The organism is Dankookia sp. GCM10030260 (assembly GCF_042666655.1).
In the GTDB taxonomy this organism is placed as follows: domain Bacteria; phylum Pseudomonadota; class Alphaproteobacteria; order Acetobacterales; family Acetobacteraceae; genus Paracraurococcus.
This window is the reverse complement of record NZ_JBHTDE010000001.1, coordinates 1272177-1298390: the sequence shown is the minus strand read 5'-3', so window position 1 is coordinate 1298390 and position 26214 is coordinate 1272177. Positions and strand designations below refer to the sequence as shown.

The following is a 26214-nucleotide window of genomic DNA, read 5'->3' as shown; positions in this document are numbered from 1 at the left end:
CCCGGCCGGTGCCGGGAGGCAATGCTGTGACGGGGAGGACGCGGATCATGGCGGAACGGACGCCAGGCGGGCGCGCCACGCATCGGCGGCGCGACCGCCTGCTGCGGGGGCTGCTGTCGTTGCTGCTGGCCGGCGCCGCGCCGGCCATGGCGCTGGCCCAGGCGCCGGCGCCCGCCGCGGCCGCGGCGCCGACCAAGGCGGGGCCGGCGCATCACGGCCGCTGCATCCTGATCGACAGCGACGGCGACCTCGACGACTACCGCGCCGTGGCGATGCTGGGCCAGACCGGCCGGGTCGTCGCCATCGTCATGACCGAAGGCCTTGCCCGGCCCCGGCAGGCCGCCGGGGCGATGGAGACGGCGCTCGCCACCCTGCCCTTCCCCGTCCCCATCCCGGTGATCCCCGGCGGCAGCGGCAGCGACAGCGCGGACGTCCGTGGCCCGCTCGACCCGCGCTTCCCCGCCTGGCGGGACAATGCGGAACGGCTCAACGGCCTGCTCGAGGCCCCGGTCGAGGGCAGCCTGGCGCCGCCGGTCGATCTCGCCGCGGCGTTGCGGCCGCACCTGAAGGATTGCGCCCGCATCGCCCTGCTGGTGATCGGGCCCTGGACCTCCTTCCTGCGCTATGCGGCGGAGGTGCTGGAGAAGGCCGAACGGATCGTGGCGCAGGGCCGGCCCTATCCGGACGAGCTCGGCGGCATGCCGGACGGGCTGAACTGCATCTATGACCGGGCCGCCTGCCTGACCGCCTTCGACCTGCTGGCCGGGCGGCATCTCCGCGGCAGCAGGCGGTTGCGGACCGACTGGGTGGACATCCCGACCGGGCTGGAGGCCTGCGGCAGGGCGGAGCCGGGGGTGGATTCCGACGGGCGCCGGCAATTCGCCTTCGCCCCGACCGCCGAATGGGCCGCGACGCTGGCCGAGGGCGGCCATGTGGCGCGGGGCGTGGCGAGGATGCTGCAGAAGAACCCGGATGGCTGGGCCCGTACCTCGCTCTGGGACGACCTGGCGGCGTTGTACCTGCTGCGGCCGGACGCCTTCGGCCAACGCGGCGGCCACCTGGAGCCCTGCGTGCCCGCCGCGGCGGTGCGGCGCATGCTGACCACGGCGCTGGAAGGGCAGACGCCGTAGCGGCGATGCGGCCCGGCCCGGGCGCGGCGGACCTGTCGCGCCGCCGGCCGCGCCGGGCGGCGTAGCCTCACCCCGCCTTCAGCGCATTCGCCTGGTGCACCGCGACCGCGGTCAGGTTGACGATGCCGCGCGCGGTCACGCTCGGCACCAGGACGTGCAGCGGCTTGCGCATCCCGAGCAGGATCGGCCCGACCTGCAGCCCGTCGGCCGCCGCCTTCAGCAGGTTGAAGCTGATATTGGCGCTGTCCAGGTTGGGGAAGACCAGCAGGTTGGCGGTCTCGGTCAGCGTGCTGTTCGGCACCGCGCGGGCGCGGATGGCGGGGACCAGGGCGGCATCGGCGTGCATCTCGCCATCCACCTCCAGCGCCGGCGCCTGGGCGCGCAGCAGCTTCAGCGCCTGCCGCATGGTCCGCGCGGTCGGCGCGTTCGAGCCGCCGAAGGAGGAATGCGACAGCAGCGCGACCTTGGGCGTGAGGCCGAAGGCCTCGACCTGCTCGGCCGCCAGCAGGGTCATCTCGGCGATCTGCTCGGCGCTGGGCTCGACCATCAGATGCGTGTCGACGAAGAACAGCGTCCCCGTCGGGATGATGACGGCCGAGAGCGCGTAGACGCGGGACGTCGTCCCCGACTTGCCGATGACGTCGAAGCCGTAGTGGAACTGCCGCATCCAGTTGCCGCTGCCGCCGACGAGCGCGGCATCGACCAGCCCGGCCTCCAGCAGCAGGGCGGCGGCGACCGTCGCGCGCGTCGTGACGCGCCGCGCCGCGGCCTCCGGTGGCACGCCGCGGCGGCCGACGCGGAGCTGGTACATCTCGGTCAGCGGCGCGAAGCGGGCGATGTCGGCATTGGGGTCGAGGATCTCGACCGACTCGGTGAAGTCCATGCGCAGGCCCATCGCCCGCGCCTTCGCCTCGATCACCGCGCGGCGGCCGAGCAGGACGGGCTCGGCGATCCCCTCGTCCAGCACCGTCTGCACCGCGCGCAGCGTGCGTTCGTCCTCGCCTTCCGCATAGACCACGCGGCGCGGCGCCTGGCGGTCGGCCTCGAACAGCGGCCGCATCAGGTAGCCGGAGCGGAACACGAAGCGCTCCAGCTCGCGCCGGTAGGCGGCGAAATCGGCGATCGGCCGGCGGGCGACGCCGCTCTCCATCGCCGCGCGGGCGACGGCGGGGGCGATCTCCAGGATCAGCCGCGGGTCGAAGGGCTTCGGGATGATGTACTCGGCGCCGAACACCGGGGCGTTGCCGCCATAGGCGGCGGCCACCACCTCGCTGGCCTCGACCCGCGCCAGGGCCGCGATCGCGTCGGCGGCGGCGACCTTCATCGCCTCGTTGATCTGCGTCGCGCCGACATCGAGCGCGCCGCGGAAGATGAAGGGGAAGCAGAGCACATTGTTGACCTGGTTCGGATAGTCCGACCGGCCGGTGGCGACGATGGCGTCCGGGCGGACGGCGCGCACCGCCTCCGGCAGGATCTCGGGCTCGGGGTTGGCCAGCGCCATGATCAGCGGCTTCGGGCCCAGCTTGTTCAGCCACTCGGCCTTCAGCACCCGCGGCGCCGAGAGGCCGAGGAAGACGTCGGCGCCGTCCAGCACCTCCTCCAGCGTCCGCGCGTCCGTCTGGCGGGCATATTTCGACTTGTAGGGGTCCATCCCCTCCTCGCGGCCGAAATGGACCACGCCGTGGATGTCGCAGACGGTCACGTTCTCCCGCCGCAGCCCCATCTCGCAGAGCAGGTCGAGGCAGGCGAGCGCCGCGGCGCCGCCGCCGGTGTTCACCAGCTTCACCTCCTCGATCCGCTTGCCCTGCAGCACCAGGCCGTTGCGGACCGCGGCGGCGACGATGATGGCGGTGCCGTGCTGGTCGTCGTGGAAGACCGGGATCCGCATCCGGGCGCGGAGCTCGCGCTCCACCTCGAAGCATTCGGGGGCCTTGATGTCTTCCAGGTTGATCGCGCCGAAGGAGGGCTCGAGGGCGGCGATGACCTCGATCAACCGCGCCGGGTCACGCTCCTCGACCTCGATGTCGATGGAATCGATGCCGGCGAATTTCTTGAAGAGGACCGCCTTGCCTTCCATGACCGGCTTGCTGGCGAGCGCGCCGATCGCGCCGAGCCCGAGCACCGCGGTGCCGTTGGTGATGACCGCCACCATGTTGCCGCGGCTGGTGTAGTCCCAGGCGGCGTCGGGGTCGCGGGCGATCTCCTCGCAGGCGGCGGCGACGCCGGGGGAATAGGCCAGCCCGAGGTCGCGTTGCGTCGCCATGCGCTTGGTCGGCTCGACGCTGAGCTTCCCGGGCCGCGGCAGCCGATGGTAGTCCAGCGCGGCCTTGCGGAAATCCTCGTCCATGAATCGCCCCTGTCCCGAGGGGCGAAGATGCGGCCGGCGGCGCGGCGCCGCAACTGCCGGGATGGGGAGGGTCCGGAGGGGGCTTGCGCGGCGCCCCGGGGGGCGGCACCTGTCGCCGCGACGAAGGCCAGGATGGGTATGGTGCGGTCGAGAAGATTCGAACTTCCACGGGGTTTCCCCCACCAGCACCTCAAGCTGGCGCGTCTACCATTCCGCCACGACCGCAAAACCGGGCGAGGCGGGGCGTATAACCGATGAGCGGGACGGGAGCAACGGCCGGACTGGCCGGCGTGGCGCTATCCCGGCCGGAATTCCGCGTCGCCGAGGGCCTCACCCCCTATCCCGAGGCGCTGGCCTTCATGGCGGCCCGGGTCGCCGCCATCCGCGCCGGGGAGGCGGGCGAGCTGGTCTGGCTGGTGGAACACCCGCCGACCTATACCGCCGGCACCTCCGCCCCGGCCGAGGGGCTGCTCGATCCGCGCTTCCCGGTCTTCGCCGCCGGGCGCGGCGGGCAATGGACCTACCACGGGCCGGGCCAGCGGACGGCCTACGTGATGCTCGACCTCGGCGCGCGCGGGCGGGACGTGCGGGCCTATGTCCACCGGCTGGAGGAATGGGTGATCCGGGCGCTCTGGCGCTTCAACGTGGTGGCGGAGCGGCGGGAAGGCCGGGTCGGCATCTGGGTGGAGGACCGGTCACGCGGCACGGAGGACAAGATCGGCGCCATCGGGGTGCGGGTGACGCGCTGGGTGACCTGGCACGGGATCGCCCTGAACGTCGACCCGGACCTCAGCCATTTCGGCGGGATCGTGCCCTGCGGGCTGAACCAGTTCGGGGTGACCAGCCTGCATCGGCTGGGGGTCACGGCGACGATGGAGGAGGCCGACGCGGCGCTAATGGCGGAATGGGACGGGGTGTTCGAAGGCTAAGGGCCTCCCCTCACCCAACCCTCCCCCCAGGGGGTAGAGGGCCATGTGCGTTCAGCCTGAGGCCGGGTCGCTCTCGGTCGCCTTCAGGCCGGGGGCGCCGCTGTCGCCGGCCACCGCACCGGGCGGCTTCGCTGGGCTGCCGGGCGGGGCGCGGTCGCCGTCGGCGGCCACCTGCCAGCCTTCGGCCTGGAAGTCCGCCAGCAACGTCTCGTGCATGTCGGTGCCGTGCTCGGCGGCGACCTTGCCGGCATCGTCCAGCACCGTGGTGCCGGCATCGTCGGTGCGCATCACCCGGCGGTCGCCGGCGCGCTCAAGCTTGGTTTCCCGCATGCGGCGGCAACGCGGCGGCAGCGTTCCGGTTCGCAGACCGGGCGCTGCGCCGCGCCGGCGGCGAAGACGGCGAACAGCAACCCGCGCAGGTCGTGGTCGCGGTCGAGCACGTCCGGCCCGATCCGGCCGCTGACCGCGGCGACGGCATAGACGGCCTGCCGCATCCTCTCGAAGCTCTCGTCCTGCACCGCGACATCCCGCCGGGCGGCCTCGCCCGGCGGGAGGTAGCAGCCAGTGTGCCAAGGCCGCGGTCGCAGCCTGCGTTGAAAACTGCGAGTTGATCAGAAATCCGCCTTGATGCCGGCCCGCTTGATCAGCGCCGCCCATTTCGCCTGCTCCCGCGCCAGCAGGGCATCGCCCTCGGCCGGGCTGTTCATGACGATGTCGAAGCCGAGGTCGCGGAAGCGCGGCTGCAATTCGGGCGCGCGGGAGGCCTCGGCCAGCGCCGCGTGCAGCCGCTGCACCGGCAGGTCCGGCGTCGCCTTCGGCGCGGCCAGCATGGCCCAGGTGTAGATGTCGTACTCCGCCAGGCGCGGGTCGCTCTCCGCCATGGTCGGCATGCCGGGATAGGCGGCGATGCGCTGCTGCACCAGGGAGGCGAGCGGGCGGACCGTGCCGGCGGCGATCTGCGGCGCCGCGGCCGGCAGGTCGGCGAAGACCATCTGCACCTGGCCGGCCAGCAGGTCGGCGATCGCCGGGCCCGAGCCGCGGTAGGAGACATGGGTCATCTGTGCCCCCATCATCAGCGAATAGATCGCCCCGCCCAGGTGCAGCGGCGTGCCGTTGCCGGCCGAGCCGTAGTTCAGCTTGCCCGGGTTGCCCGCGACCCATCTGTGGAACTCGGCGAGGTCCTTCGGCGGCGCATCGGCGCGGACCAGCAGGATGTAGGGCACGCTGGCCAGCAGCGAGACCACCCGGAACCCGGCCGCGGAATCGAAGGGGGCTGGGTCCATGGTCAGCGGCGCCATCATGAAGCTGATGCTGCCCATCAGCACGGTGTGGCCGTCCGGCTTCGCCTGCAGGACGCTGCGGGTGCCGATGGTGGAGCCTGCGCCGGCGCGGTTCTCGGTCACCACCGGCTGGCCGAGGACCTGGGTCATCTTCGGCGCCACCAGCCGGGCGGCGACGTCGGGCGTGCCGCCGGGGGCGAAGGGCACCACCATGGTGACCGGGCGCTCCGGCCAGGTCTGGGCGGCGGCGGGGAAGGCGAGCAAGGCGGGGGCGGCGAGCAGATGGCGGCGGCGCATGGGGTTTCCTCCGGCGTGTTGGCTGCGGGATAGCATGCGCCGCGCCGGGCGCTACTCCACCCGTGCCCCGCTGGCCCGCGCCGCCGCGGCCCAGATGGGCGCATCGGCGCGCATCTGGGCGGCGAATTCGGCCGGGCCGAGGGCGGTCGGCACCAGCCCCAGCTCGCGCAGCTTCGCCCGTCCCTCCGGCCCGCGCAGCACCGGCAGGATCGCCGCCGCCAGCCGGTCCACCAGCGCCGGCGGCGTGCCGGCCCGCAGCACCAGCCCGTTGTAGCCCAGCAGTTCCAGCCCGCCGCGGTAGCCCAGCTCGACGAAGGTCGGGACCTCCGGCAGGGTGTCGATCCGGGCCGGGCCGGTCACCGCCAGCGGCAGCAGCCGCCCGTCCTTCACCTGCGGCACCGTCACCGCCTCGTCGTTGATCGACAGGAAGGCATTGCCCGCCACCACGTCCAGCACCGCCGGGGCCGAGCCGCGATAGGGCACGTGGACCATGCGCAGGTCGGCGACCTGCTCCAGCATCGCGCCGTAGAGGTGGCTGGCCGAGCCGATGCCGAAGCTCGCATAGCTGAGCTGCGCCGGCCGCCGCCGCGCCTCGGCCAGCAGGTCGGCCAGGGTCTTGATCCCGCGGTCCGGCCGCACCGCCAGCACCAGGGCGGCGGTGCCGAACTGCACCAGCGGCAGCATGTCGCGGAAGGTCTCGTAGCCCGGGTTGGCATGAACCACGGGGTTGATCAGCGTGGTGGAGGCATTGACGTAGAGCAGCGTCGTGCCGTCCGCGGGGGCCGCCAGCGCCGCCTGGGTGCCGATGATCCCCTGCGCGCCGGCGCGGTTCTCCACCAGCACCGGCTGCCCGAAGGCCGGCCGCAATTGCTCCGCCAGCCAGCGGGAGACGAGGTCCGTCTGCCCGCCGGGCGGATAGGGTGCCAGGATGCGGATCGGCCGGTCCGGCCAGGTCCCGCCAGCAGGCGCGGGCTGTGCCGCGGCGCCGCCGGCGGCAAGCGCCAGGCCGAGCGTGGCGCGGCGGGTCAGGTGGGTCATGGCGGTGCCTCCCGGGGCGTTGGTTGCCCGGAAGGATGCCAGAGCCGGCCCGCCGCCGTCACCCCGCCAATGGGCCGCGACCCCGAGGGGCTGCGGCGGCAGGCTCAGCGGCTGCGGGTCAGGAAGGCCGGCGCGGCATCGCGGAAGTCGGCATTGCGGAAGCTGTCGCGGTCGCGCCGCGGGGCTTCGGCGCCGGCCGCCGCAGCGGGCCGCCGGCGGGTGTTGTCACCGCCCGGCTGGGCCGGCTTCGGCTGACCCTGCGGCCGGCCGGACTGGCCCTGGGCCGGGCGCGGAGCGCCCTGACCGTTGCGAGGCGCGCCCTGCCCGCTCCGGTTGCCGCCGCCCGGCGCACCGCGGCCACCGCCGCCATGGCCACGCCCCTGGCCGCCGCCACCGCGGGCCGGCCGCGCCAGCAGGCCCGGCTTGGCCAGCGAACGGGTCTTGTCGTCGCGCTGGTCCTCGGCCGGGATGACCTGGCGGATCAGCTTCTCGATGGCGAAGAGCTTCTCGAGGTCGTCGTGGCAGACCAGCGCCACCGCCTCGCCCGACGCGCCGGCGCGCGCGGTGCGGCCGATGCGGTGGACATAGGTCTCGGGCACCTCGGGCAGGTCGTACTGCACGACATGGGTGATGCCGTCGACATCGATGCCGCGGGCGGCGATGTCCGTCGCGACCAGGATCGGCGCGATGCCGTCCTTGAATTCCGCCAGCGCGCGTTCGCGCTGGCCCTGCGACTTGTTGCCGTGGATGGCGTTCGCCGCCAGGCCGTCGGCCTCGAGCTGCTTCACCACGCGGTCGGCGCCGTGCTTGGTGCGGCTGAAGACCAGGGCGCGGCCGACGCCGGGGCCGCGCAGCAGCGCCGCGAGCGCCGGGCGCTTCTTGGCCGTCTCCAGGTGGATGATGCGCTGGTCGACGCGCTCGGCGGTCGTCGCCACCGGCGCGACCTCGACCCGGGCGGGGTTGTTCAGCAGCTCGCCGGCCAGGCGGCCGATCTCCTGCGGCATGGTGGCGGAGAAGAAAAGGGTCTGCCGCACGGTCGGCAGCGCCTTCACCAGGCGGCGGATGGCGGGCAGGAAGCCCTTGTCCAGCATCTGGTCGGCCTCATCCAGCACCAGCACTTCCACGCGGTCGAGCCGCGCGGTGCCGGCGTCCAAATGATCCTGCAGGCGGCCCGGGGTGGCGACGATGATGTCGACGCCGCCGGCCAGCGCCCGGCGCTGCGGCCCGTGCGGGACGCCGCCGAAGACGATGGCGACGGAGAGGCCGAGATGCGCGCCATAGGCCTTGAAGCTGTCGGCGATCTGCGAGGAGAGCTCGCGCGTCGGGGACAGCACCAAAGCGCGGCAGCCGCCGCGCGGCGGGCGGCCGCCCTTCTCGTTCAGCCGGTGCAGGATGGGGAGCGCAAAGGCGGCGGTCTTGCCGGTGCCGGTCTGGGCGATGCCCAGCAGGTCGCGGCCGGACAGGACGGTGGGGATGGCCTGGGCCTGGATGGGGGTGGGCGTGGTGTAGCCGGCATCGTCGAGCGCCCGCAGGAGGGGCGTGGCAAGGCCGAGTTCGTTGAACATAGTCAAGATATGCATACTTCCGGTCGCGCGGCGCCGGACGCGGCCCCTTCGAGGGGACGGCGCGCCGCGGGTTTCAGGTGGAGACCCCGCGTGGCTGGGCCGGTCCGGTGGGGATTCATCGCGTGCGCCAGCAGTTCGGCTTGATCCGCGGGGGCTGTTCGCCGCATCCGCGGGCCGCTCACGCGGCCGGGCACCGCCGGCGCGTCGAGGCGCCAGCGGGGGAGATATGCACTTTTGTATGCTGCGGCGCAAGGGGAACCGGCGCGCAGGTTCCGGACAAATGGGTGGGTCGGGCACGCGGATCGGGCGTTTTTGGACAAAGGGGGGCGGGAGACCGGAGGGGCGCTGCCCCTCCGGACCACCCCGCCAAAGGCCGAAAGGCCCTTGGAACCCTCGGGTTGGGGGGCGCGGCGGTCGGGGCCGGACAAAGGCGGGGCATGGCCCCGGGCGGGGCGAAAGGGACCAGAGGATGCATGGGCTGGGCGGGGCGCGTCGGGCATCGCCGGCCTCCTCACCGGAGGCTGGAACGTATCATGAACACGCTGCCGAATGCAACAGGAAGCGACGGGCGAGACCGCTGGCACCGGCATCCGGATCGACCATATGGCGCTGGAATGCGGCCCCCGTTCGGGCCATCCTCAAACCCCGCACCGGGAGCCGATCGTGGCCGCAGCCCCCGTCACCCTTGCCGTCGCCGTCCCCGCCGAGCGCGCCGCCGCATTGGATGCGCTCGCCAAGGCGCAGCGCACGGACGCCGGCACCCTCGTCAACGAGGCCCTCGCCCAGTACCTCGACGACCAGGCCGGCTGGGCCGCCCATCTCGAAGAGGGCCTGCGCCAGGCCGATGCCGGCGAATTCGCCGGTGAGGCCGCGGTCGCCGCCGCCTTCCGCCCCCGTGCCGCGAAGGCGTGATCCGGCTTCGCGTCACGCCCCTTGCACTGGCCGATCTAGACCGCGCCCGCGACGCCATCGTGGCGCACCACCCGGACGGCCCCCTCGCCGGGGAGCATCTGGCCGATGCCGCCCTCGTCCGATTGCTCGAAGGCGTCGGGCACCCGCAGACCTTCCCCCGCCTCAGCCGCCCCGGCCATCGTCCAGGACAATTCGGCATGTAGCCGCGGTGGCTTTCAGCCGGATCCGCGCGCCGCTCACGCGGCCGGGCACCGCCGCGCCATAATGACTTTGGCCCACCTCCGGTATTTGATTGGTGAGCTCGGAACAAGGCATTTTTATATCAAAACGATAACTCCACTGCGGCCTATATTTAAGAAGATACTTGCCGAAACGGCTGAACGACGAGCTTATGTGAGCAAGCCACCAATAATTTCTTGCGGCTTCGCCAGACTAGAACGCACTCGAAGTTTGCGCGAGTCGCATTCAGCGAAGAGGACATCCGACCAAGCCTTAAGTAAAGTGTTGATATAGGCGTCCAGTGTGCCATCTTTTAATAATATCTCAAAACTAAAGAGATCTTCGCGATATGAATTTCCGGGGCCGAGCGGCATTATTGTTTCTAATAAGCCGCTTCCAGCATACGCAACAATCTCCTTTTTGGAGATTTGTGGAAATAGTTTCGATATGTGATTCGAAAGCACTTGAAAAGCCATTAGCTGTCGGAGGTATGGATGCGGATGGTAATGCGAGAGTAGATTGCTTTTCGTAATTATATTGGAGGGAAAAAGAAAAAAGAACGCTGCCAGTAGCAAGGCAAGAAACTTCGCAACACCCCGAAGCCCTACCCCAAAAATCAATCGTAAAAAATGGCACGCCTCTCGATCACTCTCAACATGAAACGACCTTAAATCGTTATTGAATATTGGAAAAAACTTCGAAAATAAAAATACTACAGCTGTAGCGTCCGCATCCATTTCTAACGTATGGGCAAATAAATTTTCTTCGGATCCACCGTATGCGCCAAATTCAAAGCGGAGACTTTCAGGAGAAATATGGCCATTGACAATATGTCCAAGCTCATGGAATAAAATAAATTCCAGCGCGGCAGAAGCCATAAATCGCGCCAATCTATGTCTTATGCGGCATTTAGGCTGCATCGAGCCATATTCTTTTATTATCTTATCGAAAGATGTCTCGAAATGTCCCAACTGTGGACGTTCCGCCTCCAAACGTACATCTCCCACCTTCGCCAGAAATTGACGTGATGAAAGCAGTGAATTAAAGGTATGGTTAATAATATCAATGGCCCCAAAATAGATTGATATAGTTGGCGGACATTTTTTTGTTGCCGAAATTGCTACCGCATTTAGGCTTTCACTATGCCCCCAGACAAATTTAATAGGATTTTCAATATTCTCTGAATTGAGTGCGATCTTTAGACAGCTGGATAATCCAGCATGATAGTTATTTGCCTTAGTTATACTTGATTCATCGAAAGATTTCAGATTTAATACGCCGGCGCATCCTAAAGCAATCAGATTGTCATGGCAATTGACTAGCGCTTCGCTACCACGCCCATCGATCAGCCAAGCATCATCCACAGCAACTCTCCAAACAACCGTCCAACGCGACGCGATTTTTATTGCGATCGACAATCAAGTCAACATAATTTCATTTTCCAAAAAATTCTCCGAGAATATGCAGTGAATTGGCTTAACTCAGCCTTTAGAGACCGGCGTAACCCAGGTCGGTCCAGGCCAGACCCTGGCCTGGCAGGGGGTTGGCGGCAGTGCCGCCAACGGGGGACAGCGTCCCCCAACCTTCCCTTCCCTACCGCGGCGGCCCCGCCGCCGCGACGAAGGCGAAATTCTCGTACGCATTCTCCGCCACCCGGAACCACTGGAACTGGTCGTCCCGGAACGCCTTGTAGCTCGTCCACAGCTTGCGGAACCTTGGGTTCTGCGCAGCCGTCTCCTCGTACAGCTCGCCCGAGGCCTTCCAGGCCGCGTTCAGGATCTCCCTTGGCCAGCCGCGCAGCTGCGCGCCGCCCGCCACCAGCCTTCGCAGCGCCTTCGGGTTGCCCTCGTCGTAGCGGCCCATCATCTCCATCGTCGCCTCGCCGCAGGCCACCTCCAGGATGTGGCGGTAGTGCTCGGGCAGCCCGTCCCAGGCGCGCTGGTTCACCATGAACACCCCGCGCGAGGAGCCCTCCCAGAAGCCCGGCGCGTAGTAGTATTTGGCGATCCGGGCGAAGCCCAGCTTCTCGTCGTCATAGGGGCCGATCCACTCCGCCGCGTCGATCGTCCCGCGTTCCAGGCTCGGGTAGATGTCGGGCCCGGCGATCTGCGTCGGCGAGGCGCCCAGCTTGGCGAACAGATGCCCGGCGAAGCCGGAGATGCGGAATTTCAGCCCGTTCAGGTCCTCCAGGCTGCGGATCTCCTTCCTGAACCAGCCGCCCATCTGGGTGCCGGTGTCGCCGAAGGGGATGCCGACCACGTTGTAGTCGCGGTACAGCTCGGCCGCGATCTCGTTGCCGCCGCCGTAGCGCAGCCAGGCGGTCATCTGCCGCATGTTCATGCCGAAGGGGATGGCGGTGAAGGCGGCGAAGGTCGGGTCCTTCCCCACGTAGTACAGGCTGGCGGTCTGGCCGCATTCGACGGTGCCGGACTGCAGGCCGTCCAGCACCTGCAGCGCCGGCAGGATCTCGCCGGCGGCGAAGGTGCGGATCTGGAAGCGGTTGTCGGTCATCTGGGCGACGCGCCTGGCCAGGTATTCCGACCCGCCGAACAGGATGTCGAGGTTCTTCGGGAAGCTGCTGGCGCAGCGCCAGCGGACCTCCGGGTTCTGGGTCTGCGCCAATGCGGGTGCGGCCAGCGCCACCGGGGCCAGGAGGGCGGCCCCCAGCATGCCACGACGTTCCATGGACGGTTGCTCTCTGCTGATTTGGCCGCCGGCAGGCGCAGGCGGCAGCGGCATCCTGCGCGGCACCGCTCCGCCTGCGCAAAGGTTTTCTAGGCCGCCAGCTTGCCGGCCTTCTTCGCCACGGCGGTCGAGATCGCGTCCATCAGCGGCGGCGACAGGCAGTCATAGGGCTCGAGTCCCAGCGCCTTCAGCCGGGCGCGGACCGCGGCCATGCGGTCGGGCGCGACGCCGCCTTCGATGGCCGAGGAGACGAAGGCGGCGAAGCCCGGGGCGGCCGAGCCCGGCTCGACCAGCAGTTCGGGATGCACGAAGTCGAGCCCGTAGAAGGGGTGCTCCTGGTTCTCGATCCGGCCGAACATGTGCACGCCGCAGCCGGTGCAGGCGTGGCGCTGGATGGCCGCCGCGGGGTCCACCACCCGCAGCTTCTCGGCATGCGCGGTGATCCTGAGCTTGTCGCGCGGCACCACCGCGACGACCGAGACGATCGCGCCTTCCGGCTTCCAGCATTTGGTGCAGCCGCAGGCATGGTTGTGGGCGACGTCGCCCTCGATCCGCACGGTGACCTGGTCGCGCTCGCACCGGCAGCGCAGGGTGCCGCCGGCAAACCGGCCGGTGCCCGGCGTGATGCCGTGGTCGAGGCTGGGATGCAGCTTGGGTTCTCCGGTGTCGGCCATGGGGTTTTTCCTCCCGCGGCGGCGTGTTGTCGCCGCGGCCGAAAGGCTGGCACGGCCCGGCCGCGGCACGCCCCTGCTCCGGCCGAGTTGATCAAGCAGCAACGGCGGTGCCGGCCGGCGGGCCAGGATGCGCGGCAGGACCATCGTGGGCCGCCGTCCGGACCACGGATCCGTCCGAAGCGGCGGGGCGCATCCGCCGGACTCCGGCTGGCCTGCCGCACCGATCCTGGCGGATTGCAAGGGTCTGGGCCGAACCGGCCCCGGCGCGCCTGATCGTGACGCGCCGGATTTGCCGCGCGACGGGCACCGGTCCGGCACACCGGCGGGGGCGGCCCGGGGGGGAACACCGCCCTCCCCCGGCCTTGCCCGTCAGCGCCGCTGGAAGCCCGGCTCCACCTCGTCCTCGTGGAAGCTCTCCAGCACGCTGTCCACCCGGGCCAGGATCGGGCCGCGCCGCGCCAGGGTCAGCAGCGCCTCGACCGCCGGCTCGGGGCCGGCGATCACCGCCTCGACCTTGCCGTCCACCCGGTTGCGGACCCAGCCGGAGAGGCCGAGCCGCCCGGCCTCCCGCGCCATCCAGTCGCGGTAGCCCACCCCCTGCACCCGGCCTTCGATCAGCAGGTGCCGGGCCCTCATGCGGCGGCGTCCTGCGCCAGGTGCAGCAGGCGCTCGGCCTGGGCGATCTCGGTGGCGATCCGGTGGCGGCGGGCGGCGGCCTCGTCCTCCAGGCCCCAGAACTCCTCCTGGAAGGTCTCGTCGAGGATCGAGAGCCGGTGCGCCTCGGCCGCCTCCAGCTCCCGCTGCACCACGGCCAGCGCCAGGACCAGGCTGCCGAAGCCGGGGACCAGGACGCCGAGCGCGGTCAGCTCGATCGGGCTGCAGGCGGCGACCACGCGGCGCAGGGCATCGACCGCCCCCGGTTCCTGCGGCACCGGCATCAGCCCGGTGGTGACCCGCAGCGGCGCGTCGTGCCGGCGCGCCGCCCAGTCGAGCAGCGGCTGCCACTCGGCGGCCTGGATGGCGGCCAGGCGGCGATCCTCGGCGCGGTAGCAGAGCAGGTCGGACTCGGCGTATTTCGCCAGGCCCTCGACCATGCCGCCCGGGTCGGGGGCGATGCGTTCCTGCGCGGTGCCGGCGAGCCGCGTCAGCGGGATGTCGGCCGGGGTCATCTCGCCGCCCTTGGCGCCGCCGGCGGCGGCCCATTCGGCGGCGATCGCCTCGGCCAGGCGCGGCGCCTGGACAACCAGCGGGGTGCCGCTCGGCAGCCGCACCGGCTTGCCGTCGAGCAGCACGCGGAAGCCGCCGGCATCCGGGGCGGCGGCGGCGGTATCCCAGAAGCGCTTCATGATGCCTTCCTTGGTCGCGGGCCGGAGGTGGGTCCGGGGAGCTCAGGGATATAGGGCAAGGCCAGGGAGGAAGTATCCTCCCTGGCCCCACCTCTGTTCCTGGGAGTTGGCAATCGCCGCGCGGCAGGTCCCGAGGCGGAAAAAGCAGCGGAGGGGTCGGGGGAGCAAATGCCTTTGCCTTTCCCGCCGCATCCCTCAGCGCCCGCGCAGCAAGCCGCGCAGCAGGTCCTGCGCCGGGCCGGGCAGCCCCTTGAGCGGCGCCGGCACGCGTTCGGCCGGCGCGGGCGCGGCGGACGGGCCGGCGGCGGGCACCGGGCCGGCGCGGCCACCGCGCGCCACGGCCAGTGCCGCGCCGCAATCCGGCAGACCGCCTGAGGGCGTGCCGCCATTGCCGCCGAGAGCGCCGAGGATCTCGCCGGCGACGCCGCCGGGAAGCTGCGCCAGCCCCTCCACCGTGCCGATCGCCCCGCGGGTCAGCGCCGGGCCGTAATCCGGCCGCGGGTTGGCGAAGCTCCCGCCCACCGCCAGCGGCGCCCGGATCCGCAGCTGGCTCACCCCCGGGATCGGCAGCCGCAGGTCGAGCTGCAGCCGCAGCGCCAGCGTCTCGTCCCGCAGGTTGGCCTGGCCGCCGCCGCCCACCTTGCCGAGCGAGCCGTCGAGCAGCAGCGTCTCGGCCCGGGCGATGCCAGCCTCCGCCCGCCAGCGGGTCGCCGCGCAGGCGAGGGTGACGCGTCCCTCCGCCAGGGCGCCGAGCTGCGGCACCGCCTGCCGCAGGTCGCCCAGCGCCCGGCCGAGCAGCGAGCCGGAGCCGCTGTCGACCTGGCCATCGGTCAGCGCCAGCCCGGCATGGCCGGTGGCGGTCGCGGCGACGGCGCGCAGGTCGCGGCCCTGGCCGCGCAGGTCGAGGTCGAATTCCAGCCGGCCGGCGGTCCCCCCCGGCGCGTGCAGCGCGGCGAGCAACGTCGCCAGGTCGATTCCCTCCGACTGCGCCGCGACCTGCAGGCTGGGCGGGGTGGTGGTGACGTCGGCCGCGGCGCGCAGCGAGAGATGCCCGCCCGGCAGGGTGGTGGTGAAGGGATCGAGCCGGCCGCGGCCGTCGGCGATGGCGAGATGCGCGGTGGTGTCGCGCAGGGTCACCCCGCCCGAACGCAGCTCCCCGATGGTCCAGCGCAGGTCGCTGTCGGTGACCCGCAGCAGCTCGAGCGGCAGCGGCACCTCCGGGATGACCCGGCCGTCGCGCCGGGCGGGCGGCGCCGGCGGCGCGGCCGGCACGGCGGGCGCCCCGGCGGCGGCCGGATCAGCCGGCAGTCCCGGCGAGTCGAGGTCCAGCCGGCGCGAGGCCAGCCTGCCGTGCAGCCCCTGCCGCATGCCGATCACATAGGTCAGCTCGCCCTCGGCATCCCCGGCCGAGGAGGCGATGCGCAGCCCCTTGAGGAAGGCGCCGCCGGAGAAGCCGAAGCCGCGCTCGGCCAGCGCGGTGCCGATCGTCAGGTCCTTCACCGCCGGCAGCGGCGTGCCGGCCAGCGGCGACAGCGCGGCGAGGTCCGGGATGCCGAAGGCCACCAGCAGGGCGACGTCGCCGATCCGGCGCGGGTCGCCGATCGTGCCCTTCACCGTCGCGGTGGCGCCGGCGGCGGTGGCGACCAGGTCGACCGGCATGGCCCCCTGGCTGCCCGGCCGCAGCACCATCGGCGACCCGGTGCTGCCCTTCAGCGTCACCGGCACGTCGCGCAGGGTGCCGGTCCCCTCCACCGCCAGCGGCGCCTCCGGCCCGGCCTGGGTCAGCCGCAGCCCGGCCAGGGCGAGGCCGGGCAGCAGCGGGTCGAGCGGCGAGGCGCCGATCGAGACGTCGAGTGCGGTCAGCGCCTGCTGCCCCGGCCCGGCATCGGCCAGGCCGACCCGGGCGCGGATGTCGCGCAGGGGTGGCAGCGGCAGGTCGGGCAGCAGCGGCACCAGCGCCTGGGTGTCCGGCACCGCGGCGGTCAGCACGGCCTTCCAGCCGCGGCGTTCCTGCGGCCGGTCGATGCTGCCCTCCAGCGTGGCGGAGGCCCCGGCGGCGGCCAGGGTCAGCCGGACCGGCCAGGGGGTGCCGGGCAGCGGCCGGGTCAGGCCGAGCAACGGGCCGCTCTCGCCCTCCAGGCTGATCGGCGCGCCGTCGAGGGTGACGTTGCCCTTGCCGCGCACCGGGCCCCGCTCGCCGTCGGCCGCCACCTCGAAGCCGGGGATGCCGAGCGTCCGGGTGGCGCCGGTCCGGCCGTCCCGCCAGGTCACGCGGCCGGCCTCGACCGCGACGCGGCCGACCGAGAGATGCAGCCGGCGCTCCGTGGCCTGGACCGCCTCGGCCGGGCGGGCCTCCGGCATGGGTGCGGGGGCGGCGTCCGGCGGCGCCGGACGGTCGAACACCCAGTTGGGGCGGCCCGCCGCATCCGTCTCCAGCAGGATGTCGGGCGCGACCAGCCGCAGCCGCCGCACCTCGACCTGGCGCGACAGCAGCGGCAGCAGCGCCAGTTCCAGCTCCACCCGCTGCACGGTCGCCATCTGCGGCCGGCTGCCGCCCGGCATGTTGGCGAGCGCAGCGCCCTCCACCGTCAGGGTCGGCACCAGGGAGAATTTCACCCCGATCGGCCCGTCCAGCGTCAGGTCGCGGCCCGTCGCCTGCTTCACCGCCGCCTGGATGCGCGGCTTCTGGCCGTTCAGGTCGAAGCCGGCGAGGAAGATCCCGCCGGCCAGGACCGGCAGCCCGACGACCGCCGCCAGCACCCAGGGCCAGCGGCGGCGCGGGCGGGCGGGCGGCCCGGGCAGCGGTTCGGGGAAGGCGGTTTCGCGCGGCATGCCGCCCTAACGCTTCGAGACCGGGGCGAGGTGGCGCGGCTTCGGCGTCTTCGGCGATTCGAAGCCGAAGAAGTCGAAGGTCTCCTTCATGTGCGGCGACAGCGGCGCGGTGGCCTCCAGCATCCCGCCCTCGGGGTGCGGCAGCCGCAGCGCGCGGGCATGCAGGTGCAGCTGGTTGGACAGCCCGTCCATGTGCGCGGCGATGCCGCCATACTTGCCGTCGCCGAGGATCGGCGTCCCCAGGCCTTCCGCGCAATGCACGCGAAGCTGGTGGGTGCGGCCGGTATAGGGTTTCAGCTCCAGCCAGGCGGCGCGGCGCTTGGCGTTGTCGAGGGTGCGGAATTCGGTGATGGCGCGCTGCCCTTCCTCGGGGTTGTCGACCGCCACCATGCGTTCGCCGCGCGGGCCGCCGACCTTGGCCAAAGCGAGCTCGATGCGGCCCTCGGCCATTTCCGGCTGCGGCACGACCACGGCCCAGTAGGTCTTCTCGACCTCCCGGCCGCGGAAGGCCTTCGCCAGCCAGGCGGCGGCCTGGGCGGTGCGGCCGAGGATCAGCACGCCGGAGGTGTCGCGGTCGAGCCGGTGCACCAGGCGGGGACGCTCCTCGGCCTCGAATTGCAGCGCATCCAGCATCGCGTCGAGGTTGCGGACGATCCCCGGCCCGCCCTGCACCGCCAGCCCATGCGGCTTGTCGAGCACCATCACGCTGGCATCGCGGTAGAGCACCATGCGCTCGAGCTCCGCGGCGTCCTCCGGGGAGACCGGGAAACGGCCGGGGATGGGCTTCGGCCCGTCCGGCAAGGGCGGGATGCGGACCTCCTGCCCCTCCTGCAGCCGGGTATTGGCCTCGGCCCGCTTGCCGTCCACGCGGATCTGGCCGGTGCGCAGCATCTTCTGCAGCGCGCCCTGGGTGAGTTGGGGGAAGTGGCGGCGAAACCAGCGGTCGAGCCGGGTATCCGTGTCGGCGGCGACGACGGTGCGGTGGGCAATGCTCATGATGCGGGGAGCCTTACCACCTCGGGCGCATGGTTGCGAAACATGGCGTGCGGGCAGGACGGCCTGGGGTCACGACGGCGTGGGCGAACGGGGGGGCGACCCGGAACCATCGACGCCGCAGGGCGTCAGGATGGGCATGAGGAATATCGCATCCCTTCTGGCCGCAGGCGCGGCTGTCCTGGTCCTCAGCGCCGGCGCACCCGGACCGCTGGCATCGGCAGCCGTGGCGGCGGAACGAACGCCGGCGGCGAAGCAGGCCAAGCCGCAACGCGGCAAGGCGAGCTACTACGGCAGCAAATTCAACGGGCGGCGCATGGCCAACGGCGCGCGCTTCAACCCGAACTCGAACAGCGCGGCGCACAAGACCCTGCCGCTGGGCACCACGGCGCGGGTGACCAACCTGGAGAATGGCAAGACCGCCGAGGTGAAGGTCGAAGACCGCGGACCGTACACGCGTGGCCGGATCGTCGATGTGAGCCCGCGGACGGCGGCGCAGCTCGACATGAAGAAGGAGGGCACCGCCGCGGTGGTGGTGGAGCCGATCCGGGTGCCGGACCGGGACGAGCGGGTGGCGGCGCGGTAGGGCGGCAAGGATGGGGGAGGGAAAAGTGTTCCCTTCCCGAATCCCACCCTGCCTTTTCGTGGGTTGGCACCGGCCGCACGGCGGATACCGAGTTCGAGGAATCGATTCGGGGGGCCGGGGAGAATGCCTTCTCCCCGGCCCTTTGCCTCAGAACCGCCAGATCAGCGGCACGATGAACACCGCCACCACGAAGAACCAGATCATCAGCGGCAGGCCCAGCTTCCAGTAGTCGCCGAAGGCATAGCCGCCCGGCTGCATGACCATCAGGTTGGTCGGCGTGGCGATCGGCGTCAGGAAGGCCGCCGCCGCCGCGACCGCCACGCTCATCAGCACCGGGCGCGGCGAGACGCCGATGCTCTCGGCTGCGGCGACGCTGATCGGGATGACGATCAGCGCGGTCGCGGTGTTGCTGATCAGCTGCCCCAGCACCGCGGTCAGGACGAACAGCCCCGCCAGCAGCGCCAGCGGCCCGGCATCGCCGACCATCGCCACCAGCCCTTCCGCCATCAGCTTCGCCGCGCCGGTGTCCTCCATCGCGGTCGAGAGCGGCATCAGCGCGGCGACCAGGATCACCGTGGTCCAGTCGATCGACCGGTAGCATTGCTCGACGCTGAGCACCCCGGTCAGCACCAGGGCGCCGGCGCCGAGCAGCCCAGCCACCGCCGGCGGCAGCAGGCCCGTCGCCAGGCAGAAGACCATGGCCAGCAGCACCATGATGGCCTGCTTCGCCCCGGTGCCGAGCGGCACCGCCTGCCGGCGCACCACGTCGGGCGCGTTCACCACCAGCACCTGCGGGTCGTTCAGCCGGACGTCGAGCGCCTTCCAGGTGCCCTGCAGCAGCAGCGTGTCGCCGGCCTTCAGCGCGATCCTGGCATCGTCCAGCGCCTCGCCCTGGCGCTGCACGGCGATGATGACCAGGTCGCCGCTCTCGGTGACCATGCCGGGGAAGACGGATTCCCCGATCATCGCCGAGCGCGGCGGGATCATCACCTCGGCCAGGCCCGAGGTACGGTTGAACAGCGTCTCCTCGACCTCGGAGGCCGCATCCTCCGGCCGGAAGCCGAGATGCCGGTCGGCGGCATAGGCCGCCGCCGCCTCCGGGTCGCCCGCCACCAGCAGGAAATCGCCCTCGGCCAGGCCCGGCCGGCCGATCCGGCCGCCCGAGGCGCCGTCCTGCACCGCGACCAGCCGCAGCTCGCCGAAGGCGGCCGGGTCGATGCCCTCGGGCGGCATGCCGACCAGCGGCGAGGTGGCGCGGATGCGCAGGCGGAACATGTTGGTCGAGAGCCCGTACTGCTCGACCAGCGTGCGGGCATGCCGGCTGAAATCGGCGGGCATCGACGGCCCGCCGCGTTCCGGCAGCACCTTGTGGCCGATCAGCACGATGATCGCGATGGTGCCGAGCAGCAGGGGGATGCCGATGATGGTGTATTCGAAGAAGCCGAAGCCGCCGAGCCCGGCATCGGTGGCGGCCTCGGCCACCAGCACGTTCACCGGGGTGCCGGTCAGCGCCAGCATCGAGCCGGCATGCGCCGAGAAGACCAGCGGCATGAGCAGCTGCGACGGCGCGCGCTTGAGCCGCACCGCCATGACCACGACCACCGGCAGCAAGGCGGCGACCGCGCCGTTGACGCTGATCAGCGCGGTCAGCAGCGCCACCAGCAGCCCGACCAGGACCAGCAGCCGGGCGCGGCTTTCCTCCCCGGCGCCGGCGATCAGCGCGCGGCCGGCCCAGGCGGTGACGCCGGTGCGGTCCAGGGACGCACTGATGATGAAGAGGCTGGCGATGAACATCACCGCCGGGTCGCTATAGCCGGCCAGCGCCCCGCCCAGGCTGAGGATGCCGGTGGCATAGAGCGACAGCCCGACGCCCATGGCGACGATGACGACCGGCAGCCTGTTCCAGACGAACAGGACCACCGCGAGGGCGATGATCAGGCCGATCAGGGTGACGTCGCTCATGCCACGCCCCCCCGGCCCTGCGCGCCCCTCACCCAAGCCCCCAGGGCAGGCCGAGCAGGTACCAGCCGGCGAGGAAGCCGGTCCAGACCACCGACAGGACCAGGACATAGGGCAGCATCAGCGCGATCACGGTGCCGACGCCGGCATCCTTCTGGTACTTGATGGCGAAGGTCACGATCATCGCGAAATAGGCGTTCAGCGGGGTGATGGCGTTCATCGGCGAATCGCCGACGCGGTAGGCCGCCAGCACCGCCTCGGGCTCGACGCCCAGCTGCATCAGCAGGGGGACGAAGACGGGGGCGAAGATGGCCCATTTGGCGATCGCCGCGGTGATGATGAGGTCGATGAAGAACACCGCGACGACGAAGCCGATCAGCAGCGCGACCGTCGGCAGGTTCAGCTGCTGCAGGAAGGTCGCCATCGAGACCGCGGCCAGGGTCGCCATGTTGGTGTAGTTGAAGAAGGCGATGAACTGGCTGATCACCAGCAACAGCAGGATCAGGCCGGCGAGCGAGCCGATCGCCTTCTGCATGGCGGCGATCGCCTCGCCGGTGGTGCTCATGGTCCGCGCGCCCCTGCCGTAGCAGATGCCGGCGACCAGGAAGATCAGCGCGATCGAGACGATCAGGCTGTTCATGAAGGGCGAGTTGGCGATCATCGCGCCGGTGTCGGGGTTGCGCAGCGGCGCGCCCGGCGGCAGCAGCAGCAGGCCGATGAAGGCCAGCACGCCGAGGAAGCCGTAGCCGGCCCAGCGCAGCCCGCGCTGCTCGTCGTCCGACATGCCGGTCTCGCCCGGCACCTGGTAGTCGCCGACATAGGTGCCGAGCCGGGGTTCGATGACCTTCTCGGTGATCAGCGCGATCAGCACCGTCAGCAGCAGGGTCGAGCCGATGGAGAACCAGACATTGGCGGCGAGGTCGACCGAGAGCGTCGGGTTGACCAGGCGGATCGCATCGTTGGTGATCTCGGTCAGGATGCCGTCGACCGGCACGATCAGGATGTTCACCAGGAAGGCGGCGGCGACCGCGGCGAAGGCCGCCGCCAGCCCGGCGAGCGGGTGGCGCCCGACGCTCATGAAGGCGGCCGCGGCCAGCGGGATCAGCACCAGGTAGCCGGCGTCCGCCGCGATCGAGGACAGGATGCCGACGAAGACCAGGATGTAGGTCAGCGCCCAGCGCGGCGCGATGATCACCAGCTTGCGGATCAGCGCCTTGACCAGGCCGGATTCCTCGGCGACGCCGACGCCGACCATGGCGATGATGATCACGCCGACGGCGTTGAAGTTCATGAAGTTCTGCACGATGCCGCTGAACATGAAGCGGATGCCGGCGACCGTGAGCAGGCTGCGCGCCGCCGTGGTGGCGGGCTCGATCTCCCCCGTGGCGGGGTTGTAGGCCTGGTAGCTGACCTCCGCGCCGAACAGCGAAAGCAGGGTCGACAGCACGATGATGATGCCGATGAGGTAGACGAAGATCATCACCGGGTGGGGCACGCGGTTGCCCACGCGCTCCACCGCATCCAGCAGCGTCTGCATCCCCGTCTTCGGGGCCTCGGTCACGGCGGCCATGGGCGTCTGCTCCGGATCAGCGAGAGAGGGCGTCGAGGATGCGCGCCCAGGAGCGGATGCCCTTGTGGAAGCTCACCAGGTTGTACTTCTCGTTCGGGCTGTGGATGCGGTCGTCGTCGAGGCCGAAGCCGGCCAGCACCACGTCCATGCCCAGCGACTGCTTGAGCTGCGAGGTGACGGGGATGGACCCGCCGCCGCCGATGAAGACCGCCGGCCTGCCCCATTCGTCGCTCAGCGCCTGGCGGGCCAGGGCGAAGGCCGGGTCGTCGTCGGGGAAGCGGATCGCCTGGCCCGAGCCGTGCTCGAGGAACTCGGCGCGGCAATCGGCCGGCAGCCGGTCCCGGACATGCTTGCGGAAGGCGGCGCGCACCTTGTGCGGGTCCTGGTCGAAGACCAGGCGGAAGGACACCTTTGCGGATGCGACCGCGGGAATGACAGTCTTGAACCCCTCCCCCTGGTAGCCGCCGCCCATGCCGTTGATCTCGCAGGTCGGCCGCGACCAGACCATCTCGAGCGCGCTGCGGCCCTTCTCCCCGGCCGGCACCGAAAGCCCGATGGCGCCGAGGAAGGCCTCGGCGCTGAAGCCCAGCGTGTCCCACTGCGCGGCCAGCGCGTTCGGCAGCTCCGGCACGCCGTCGTAGAAGCCGTCCAGCGTGACGCGGCCGTCGGCGTCGTGCAGCTCGGCCAGGATCTTCGCCAGCACGCGGTTCGGGTTGGCGGCGGCCGAGCCGTAGAAGCCGGAATGCAGGTCGCGGTCGGCCGCGTGGATGATCACCTCCTCGCCGCAGAGGCCGCGCAGCATGGTGACGATGGCCGGCGTCGCCGCGTCCCACATGTTGGTGTCGCAGATCAGGCCGATATCGGCGCGCAGCTCCGCCGCATTGGCCGCGAGGAAGCCGGGCAGGTTGGCGCCGCCGCTCTCCTCCTCGCCCTCCAGCATGATGGTGACGGGGATGGGCAGCTTGCCGGTCACCGCCTTCCAGGCGCGGCAGGCCTCGACGAAGGCCATGAGCTGGCCCTTGTCGTCGGCCGCGCCGCGGCCGCGGATGACCCTGGTGCCGTCCGCCAGGGTCTCGATCCTTGGGTCGAAGGGGTCGTTGTCCCAGAGCTCCAGCGGGTCCACCGGCTGGACGTCGTAATGGCCGTAGAACAGCGCCGAACGGCCGGTGGCGCTGCGGTCATGCGCGACGACGATCGGGTGGCCGGGGGTCGGCCGCGCTTCGGCGGTGAAGCCGATGCTGCGCAGGTCGGCCGCATGCCAGTCGGCATTGGCCTGGCATTCCGCGGCGTAGGCGGGGTCGGTGGAGATCGAGCGGATGCGCAGCACGGCAAAGAGGCGCTCCAGCGCCGCATCGATGTCGCTGTCGATCCGGCTCAGGACGTCGTCGAGCTCGGACATGGTACCTCCCGTCGATCTTATTGTTGGACGCAGGCAGAATGGCCGGCCCCTATGCGGTCTCGCAACCACTACGATAACCTCGGGCCGGCCGATGACCCGAGGACAGCACCATCGTGATGCCCATGCCGAAGCGTTTCCCGCAACCGTTACGGATTGGCGGACCAAGTGGCAAGGCGGATCGAGGCGCAGGACAATCGGAAGGCGATCGCGCCGCCCCGCTTGCGCGCAACGGGTGGAGCGGCCTTACCCGACCTTCTCCCACTCGAGTTCCAGGTGGTTCATCACGCCCTTCACCATCCGCGGCGGCGGCTGCAGCACCACCCGGTCGCCCTCGAACCGGACCTGGCGCACTTGGTCCGTGCCGATGCGGTTCGCCGGATGCGCCGCGTCCACCCGGGTCGACAGCACCGCGCCGTCGAGCGACCAGACCCCGGTATAGGCGACCCAGAACCGCGTCTCGCCTTCCGCCGGCGGCCGGCTGTCGCCGAGTGCCGCCATCATCCGCTCGGCGCCGAACTGCACCGTGCCGATCGGCGCCGGGCCGAATTCGGAGGCGATCGGGCGCCCCTCCGGATCGCGCGCACGCACCTCTACAAGCCGCCATATGCCGACCAAGCCCTGCATGACCGTTCCCCCATCGTGTCGGGGCCATGGTCGCCGCAGGCTGGACGGATAGGCAAGGCCGGGCGCGGCGTCAGCCCACGGCGAGGCCCCGCCGTGCCAGCCAGAAGCACAGCGCAAAGGCGGCGAGTCCGAGCACCAGGCTCGCCGCCACATAGGCCACCGCCAGCCACCAGGCGCGCTGCCAGAGCAGGCCGGCCTCCAGGCTGAAGGAGGAGAAGGTGGTGAAGCCGCCGAGCAGCCCGGTGACCAGCAGCAGCCGCCACTCGCCGGCGATGCCCCAGCCCCCCAGCGCGCCGATCGCCGCGCTGCCCAGCACGTTCACCGCCAGCGTGCCCCAGGGGAAGGCGGTGCCCAGCGACTCGATCATCAGCACGGAGACGACATACCGCGCCACCGAGCCACAGGCGCCGCCGCCGGCGACCAGCAGCAGCGAGGGCCAGCCGAGCGCGCTCACCGCCTGGCCTTCTTCGCGCGGATCGCCGCCCAACGTTCCATCCGCTCGCCGATCGCGGCTTCCGCGCCGCGGTCGGTCGGGCGGTAGAAGCTGGCCCGCGGCATGCCGTCGGGGAAGTAGTTGGCGCCGCTGAAGGCCTCGTCCTCGTCGTGGTCGTAGGCATAGCCGGCGCCGTAGCCGAGCTGCTTCATCAGCTTGGTCGGCGCGTTCAGGATATGCGCGGGCGGCATCAGGCTTCCCGTCTCCTTCGCGGCGCGCTGCGCGGCGCCCCAGGCGGCATAGACCCGGTTGGACTTGGGCGCGGTGCCGAGATGGACGACGAGCTGCGCCAAGGCCAGCTCGCCTTCCGGGCTGCCGAGCCGTTCATAGGTCTCCCACGCCGCGATCGCCAGCGGCAGGGCGCGCGGATCGGCCATGCCGACATCCTCGGCGGCGAAGCGGGTCAGGCGGCGGGCGATGTAGCGCGGGTCCTCCCCGCCATGCAGCATGCGGGCGAACCAGTAGAGCGCCGCATCCGGGTCGGAGCCGCGCAGCGACTTGTGCAGCGCGGAGATGAGGTTGTAGTGCTCCTCACGATCCTTGTCGTACAGCGCGGCACGCCGGGCCAGCAGGTCGGCCAGCGCCGAGGGCGTCAGCGGCGGCGCATCCGCCGGCAGGGCGAGCAGCTGCTCCGCCATGTTCAGCAGGTAGCGGCCGTCGCCATCCGCCATGGCGCGCAGCGTGCCGCGCGCCTCGGCATCCAGCGGCAGGGGGCGCCCGGCCTCGGCCTCGGCGCGGTCCAGCAGCAGCTCCAGCGCGGCATCGTCGATCCGCCGCAGCACCAGCACCTGGCAGCGCGAGAGCAAGGCGCCGTTGAGCGCGAAGGAGGGATTCTCGGTGGTGGCGCCGACCAGCGTGACCGTGCCGTCCTCCACCACCGGCAGGAAGCCGTCCTGCTGCGCCCGGTTGAAGCGGTGGATCTCGTCCACGAAGAGCAGCGTGCCCTGACCCGCCTTCCGGCGCATGCGGCTTTCGTCGAAGGCCCGCTTGAGGTCGGCGACCCCGGAGAAGACCGCGGAGAGCGAGACGAAGACCAGCCCGGCGCGCTGCGCCAGCAGCCGGGCGATGGTGGTCTTGCCCACCCCCGGCGGCCCCCAGAGGATGAGCGAGGCGAGGCTGCCGCGCGCCAGCATGCCGGACAGCGCGCCGGCCGGGCCGAGCAGGTGGTCCTGCCCGACCACTTCCTCCAGCGCCTTCGGCCGCAGCCGGTCGGCGAGCGGGCGCGGGCCGGCGGGCGCGGCCTCGGGCGGCGGTTCGGGCGGGCCGCCGAAGAGGTCCTCGGCGGGGGCGGCGGGGCGGCGGTTGGCCATGCCGGGACTATAGCCATGCCGTCACG

General features: G+C 71.1%; 24 protein-coding genes and 1 tRNA gene. 4 read left to right on the top strand and 21 right to left on the bottom strand.

Annotated elements, in window-relative coordinates; translation table 11 throughout:
* The first annotated feature begins 47 nt into the window (after positions 1–47).
* Positions 48–1130 (top strand): hypothetical protein, encoded by a 1083-nt coding sequence (locus tag ACFQS7_RS06295; RefSeq protein ID WP_380066164.1) that lies wholly within the window; start codon positions 48–50, stop codon positions 1128–1130.
* Between the two features lie 67 nt (positions 1131–1197).
* Here the strand turns inward: ACFQS7_RS06295 and ACFQS7_RS06290 are convergent, their stop codons facing one another.
* Together ACFQS7_RS06290 and ACFQS7_RS06285 are read right to left on the bottom strand one after the other, a co-directional pair.
* Positions 1198–3477: an NADP-dependent malic enzyme gene (locus tag ACFQS7_RS06290; protein WP_380066163.1), complete on the bottom strand. Its 2280-nt coding sequence runs from the start codon at positions 3475–3477 to the stop codon at positions 1198–1200.
* A gap of 139 nt (positions 3478–3616) precedes the next feature.
* A tRNA-Leu gene (locus ACFQS7_RS06285) sits at positions 3617–3702 on the bottom strand.
* A gap of 29 nt (positions 3703–3731) precedes the next feature.
* On the opposite strand from ACFQS7_RS06285, the gene lipB reads away from it, so the two are divergent.
* Positions 3732–4406 (top strand): lipoyl(octanoyl) transferase LipB, encoded by a 675-nt coding sequence (gene lipB / locus ACFQS7_RS06280; protein ID WP_380066162.1) that lies wholly within the window; start codon positions 3732–3734, stop codon positions 4404–4406.
* A gap of 51 nt (positions 4407–4457) precedes the next feature.
* Here the strand turns inward: lipB and ACFQS7_RS06275 are convergent, their stop codons facing one another.
* From ACFQS7_RS06275 to ACFQS7_RS06255, 5 genes are all read right to left on the bottom strand, one after another.
* Complete coding sequence (locus ACFQS7_RS06275; protein WP_380066161.1) at positions 4458–4736, bottom strand: hypothetical protein; 279 nt, start codon at positions 4734–4736, stop codon at positions 4458–4460.
* Positions 4694–4924, bottom strand: coding sequence for a hypothetical protein (locus ACFQS7_RS06270; protein ID WP_380066160.1), 231 nt, complete (start codon positions 4922–4924; stop codon positions 4694–4696). The genes ACFQS7_RS06275 and ACFQS7_RS06270 overlap by 43 nt, the downstream gene beginning before the upstream one ends.
* A 93-nt stretch (positions 4925–5017) precedes the next feature.
* Positions 5018–5983 (bottom strand): Bug family tripartite tricarboxylate transporter substrate binding protein, encoded by a 966-nt coding sequence (locus ACFQS7_RS06265; RefSeq protein WP_380066159.1) that lies wholly within the window; start codon positions 5981–5983, stop codon positions 5018–5020.
* 51 nt (positions 5984–6034) lie between these two features.
* Positions 6035–7021: a Bug family tripartite tricarboxylate transporter substrate binding protein gene (locus ACFQS7_RS06260; RefSeq protein WP_380066158.1), complete on the bottom strand. Its 987-nt coding sequence runs from the start codon at positions 7019–7021 to the stop codon at positions 6035–6037.
* Between the two features lie 104 nt (positions 7022–7125).
* Positions 7126–8586 carry a DEAD/DEAH box helicase gene (locus tag ACFQS7_RS06255; RefSeq protein ID WP_380066202.1) on the bottom strand — a complete coding sequence of 487 codons (1461 nt, stop codon included), beginning with the start codon at positions 8584–8586 and terminating at the stop codon, positions 7126–7128.
* 663 nt (positions 8587–9249) lie between these two features.
* Between ACFQS7_RS06255 and ACFQS7_RS06250 the strand changes: the two genes are divergently transcribed.
* Positions 9250–9498 (top strand): hypothetical protein, encoded by a 249-nt coding sequence (locus tag ACFQS7_RS06250; RefSeq protein ID WP_380066157.1) that lies wholly within the window; start codon positions 9250–9252, stop codon positions 9496–9498.
* A gap of 35 nt (positions 9499–9533) precedes the next feature.
* On the opposite strand, the gene ACFQS7_RS06245 is transcribed toward ACFQS7_RS06250, so the two are convergent.
* The 8 genes from ACFQS7_RS06245 to ACFQS7_RS06210 all read right to left on the bottom strand — a co-directional run bounded on the left by ACFQS7_RS06245 (position 9534) and on the right by ACFQS7_RS06210 (position 18250).
* Positions 9534–9689: a hypothetical protein gene (locus ACFQS7_RS06245; RefSeq protein WP_380066156.1), complete on the bottom strand. Its 156-nt coding sequence runs from the start codon at positions 9687–9689 to the stop codon at positions 9534–9536.
* A gap of 198 nt (positions 9690–9887) precedes the next feature.
* Complete coding sequence (locus ACFQS7_RS06240; protein ID WP_380066155.1) at positions 9888–11081, bottom strand: hypothetical protein; 1194 nt, start codon at positions 11079–11081, stop codon at positions 9888–9890.
* A 229-nt stretch (positions 11082–11310) separates the two neighbouring features.
* On the bottom strand, positions 11311–12402 hold the full coding sequence (locus ACFQS7_RS06235) for a TRAP transporter substrate-binding protein (RefSeq protein ID WP_380066154.1): 1092 nt from the start codon (positions 12400–12402) through the stop codon (positions 11311–11313).
* 89 nt (positions 12403–12491) lie between these two features.
* A complete protein-coding gene (gene gfa, locus ACFQS7_RS06230) occupies positions 12492–13076 on the bottom strand; it encodes an S-(hydroxymethyl)glutathione synthase (RefSeq protein WP_380066153.1) in 585 nt (194 codons plus the stop codon).
* A 369-nt stretch (positions 13077–13445) separates the two neighbouring features.
* Entirely contained in the window at positions 13446–13712 is a 267-nt protein-coding gene (locus ACFQS7_RS06225; RefSeq protein ID WP_380066152.1) for an acylphosphatase, read from the bottom strand.
* Positions 13709–14422 carry an ATP12 family chaperone protein gene (locus ACFQS7_RS06220; RefSeq protein ID WP_380066151.1) on the bottom strand — a complete coding sequence of 238 codons (714 nt, stop codon included), beginning with the start codon at positions 14420–14422 and terminating at the stop codon, positions 13709–13711. The genes ACFQS7_RS06225 and ACFQS7_RS06220 overlap by 4 nt, the downstream gene beginning before the upstream one ends.
* Before the next feature lie 195 nt (positions 14423–14617).
* Positions 14618–17254 (bottom strand): AsmA family protein, encoded by a 2637-nt coding sequence (locus ACFQS7_RS06215; protein ID WP_380066150.1) that lies wholly within the window; start codon positions 17252–17254, stop codon positions 14618–14620.
* 6 nt (positions 17255–17260) lie between these two features.
* Entirely contained in the window at positions 17261–18250 is a 990-nt protein-coding gene (locus tag ACFQS7_RS06210; protein WP_380066149.1) for an RluA family pseudouridine synthase, read from the bottom strand.
* A gap of 223 nt (positions 18251–18473) precedes the next feature.
* Between ACFQS7_RS06210 and ACFQS7_RS06205 the strand changes: the two genes are divergently transcribed.
* A complete protein-coding gene (locus tag ACFQS7_RS06205) occupies positions 18474–18833 on the top strand; it encodes a septal ring lytic transglycosylase RlpA family protein (RefSeq protein WP_380066148.1) in 360 nt (119 codons plus the stop codon).
* A 147-nt stretch (positions 18834–18980) separates the two neighbouring features.
* Here the strand turns inward: ACFQS7_RS06205 and ACFQS7_RS06200 are convergent, their stop codons facing one another.
* The 6 genes from ACFQS7_RS06200 to ACFQS7_RS06175 form a co-directional block, all read right to left on the bottom strand.
* Positions 18981–20795: an SLC13 family permease gene (locus ACFQS7_RS06200; protein WP_380066147.1), complete on the bottom strand. Its 1815-nt coding sequence runs from the start codon at positions 20793–20795 to the stop codon at positions 18981–18983.
* Between the two features lie 28 nt (positions 20796–20823).
* On the bottom strand, positions 20824–22362 hold the full coding sequence (locus ACFQS7_RS06195; protein ID WP_380066146.1) for an AbgT family transporter: 1539 nt from the start codon (positions 22360–22362) through the stop codon (positions 20824–20826).
* A gap of 16 nt (positions 22363–22378) precedes the next feature.
* Positions 22379–23761 (bottom strand): M20/M25/M40 family metallo-hydrolase, encoded by a 1383-nt coding sequence (locus tag ACFQS7_RS06190; RefSeq protein ID WP_380066145.1) that lies wholly within the window; start codon positions 23759–23761, stop codon positions 22379–22381.
* A gap of 243 nt (positions 23762–24004) precedes the next feature.
* Complete coding sequence (locus ACFQS7_RS06185) at positions 24005–24385, bottom strand: lipocalin-like domain-containing protein (RefSeq protein WP_380066144.1); 381 nt, start codon at positions 24383–24385, stop codon at positions 24005–24007.
* Positions 24386–24455: 70 nt separating this feature from the next.
* The gene (locus ACFQS7_RS06180) at positions 24456–24839 is read right to left on the bottom strand and encodes a fluoride efflux transporter FluC (RefSeq protein ID WP_380066143.1); all 384 of its coding nucleotides are present in this window, start codon (positions 24837–24839) and stop codon (positions 24456–24458) included.
* Positions 24836–26188, bottom strand: a complete 1353-nt coding sequence (locus ACFQS7_RS06175; protein ID WP_380066142.1) for a replication-associated recombination protein A — start codon at positions 26186–26188, stop codon at positions 24836–24838. Before ACFQS7_RS06175 ends, ACFQS7_RS06180 begins: the two co-directional genes overlap by 4 nt.
* Positions 26189–26214: the final 26 nt, after the last annotated feature.

Bases quoted from the DNA above. Each gene is read 5' to 3' on its own strand.
- ACFQS7_RS06185 (WP_380066144.1), bottom strand. From the start codon at position 24,385: ATGCAGGGCTTGGTCGGCATATGGCGGCTTGTAGAGGTGCGTGCGCGC.
- ACFQS7_RS06275 (WP_380066161.1), bottom strand. From the start codon at position 4,736: ATGCGGGAAACCAAGCTTGAGCGCGCCGGCGACCGCCGGGTGATGCGC.
- ACFQS7_RS06235 (WP_380066154.1), bottom strand. From the start codon at position 12,402: ATGGAACGTCGTGGCATGCTGGGGGCCGCCCTCCTGGCCCCGGTGGCG.
- ACFQS7_RS06295 (WP_380066164.1), top strand. From the start codon at position 48: ATGGCGGAACGGACGCCAGGCGGGCGCGCCACGCATCGGCGGCGCGAC.
- lipB (WP_380066162.1), top strand. From the start codon at position 3,732: ATGAGCGGGACGGGAGCAACGGCCGGACTGGCCGGCGTGGCGCTATCC.
- gfa (WP_380066153.1), bottom strand. From the start codon at position 13,076: ATGGCCGACACCGGAGAACCCAAGCTGCATCCCAGCCTCGACCACGGC.
- ACFQS7_RS06265 (WP_380066159.1), bottom strand. From the start codon at position 5,983: ATGCGCCGCCGCCATCTGCTCGCCGCCCCCGCCTTGCTCGCCTTCCCC.
- ACFQS7_RS06225 (WP_380066152.1), bottom strand. From the start codon at position 13,712: ATGAGGGCCCGGCACCTGCTGATCGAAGGCCGGGTGCAGGGGGTGGGC.
- ACFQS7_RS06215 (WP_380066150.1), bottom strand. From the start codon at position 17,254: ATGCCGCGCGAAACCGCCTTCCCCGAACCGCTGCCCGGGCCGCCCGCC.
- ACFQS7_RS06190 (WP_380066145.1), bottom strand. From the start codon at position 23,761: ATGTCCGAGCTCGACGACGTCCTGAGCCGGATCGACAGCGACATCGAT.
- ACFQS7_RS06220 (WP_380066151.1), bottom strand. From the start codon at position 14,422: ATGAAGCGCTTCTGGGATACCGCCGCCGCCGCCCCGGATGCCGGCGGC.
- ACFQS7_RS06175 (WP_380066142.1), bottom strand. From the start codon at position 26,188: ATGGCCAACCGCCGCCCCGCCGCCCCCGCCGAGGACCTCTTCGGCGGC.
- ACFQS7_RS06195 (WP_380066146.1), bottom strand. From the start codon at position 22,362: ATGGCCGCCGTGACCGAGGCCCCGAAGACGGGGATGCAGACGCTGCTG.
- ACFQS7_RS06260 (WP_380066158.1), bottom strand. From the start codon at position 7,021: ATGACCCACCTGACCCGCCGCGCCACGCTCGGCCTGGCGCTTGCCGCC.
- ACFQS7_RS06290 (WP_380066163.1), bottom strand. From the start codon at position 3,477: ATGGACGAGGATTTCCGCAAGGCCGCGCTGGACTACCATCGGCTGCCG.
- ACFQS7_RS06210 (WP_380066149.1), bottom strand. From the start codon at position 18,250: ATGAGCATTGCCCACCGCACCGTCGTCGCCGCCGACACGGATACCCGG.
- ACFQS7_RS06200 (WP_380066147.1), bottom strand. From the start codon at position 20,795: ATGAGCGACGTCACCCTGATCGGCCTGATCATCGCCCTCGCGGTGGTC.
- ACFQS7_RS06255 (WP_380066202.1), bottom strand. From the start codon at position 8,586: ATGTTCAACGAACTCGGCCTTGCCACGCCCCTCCTGCGGGCGCTCGAC.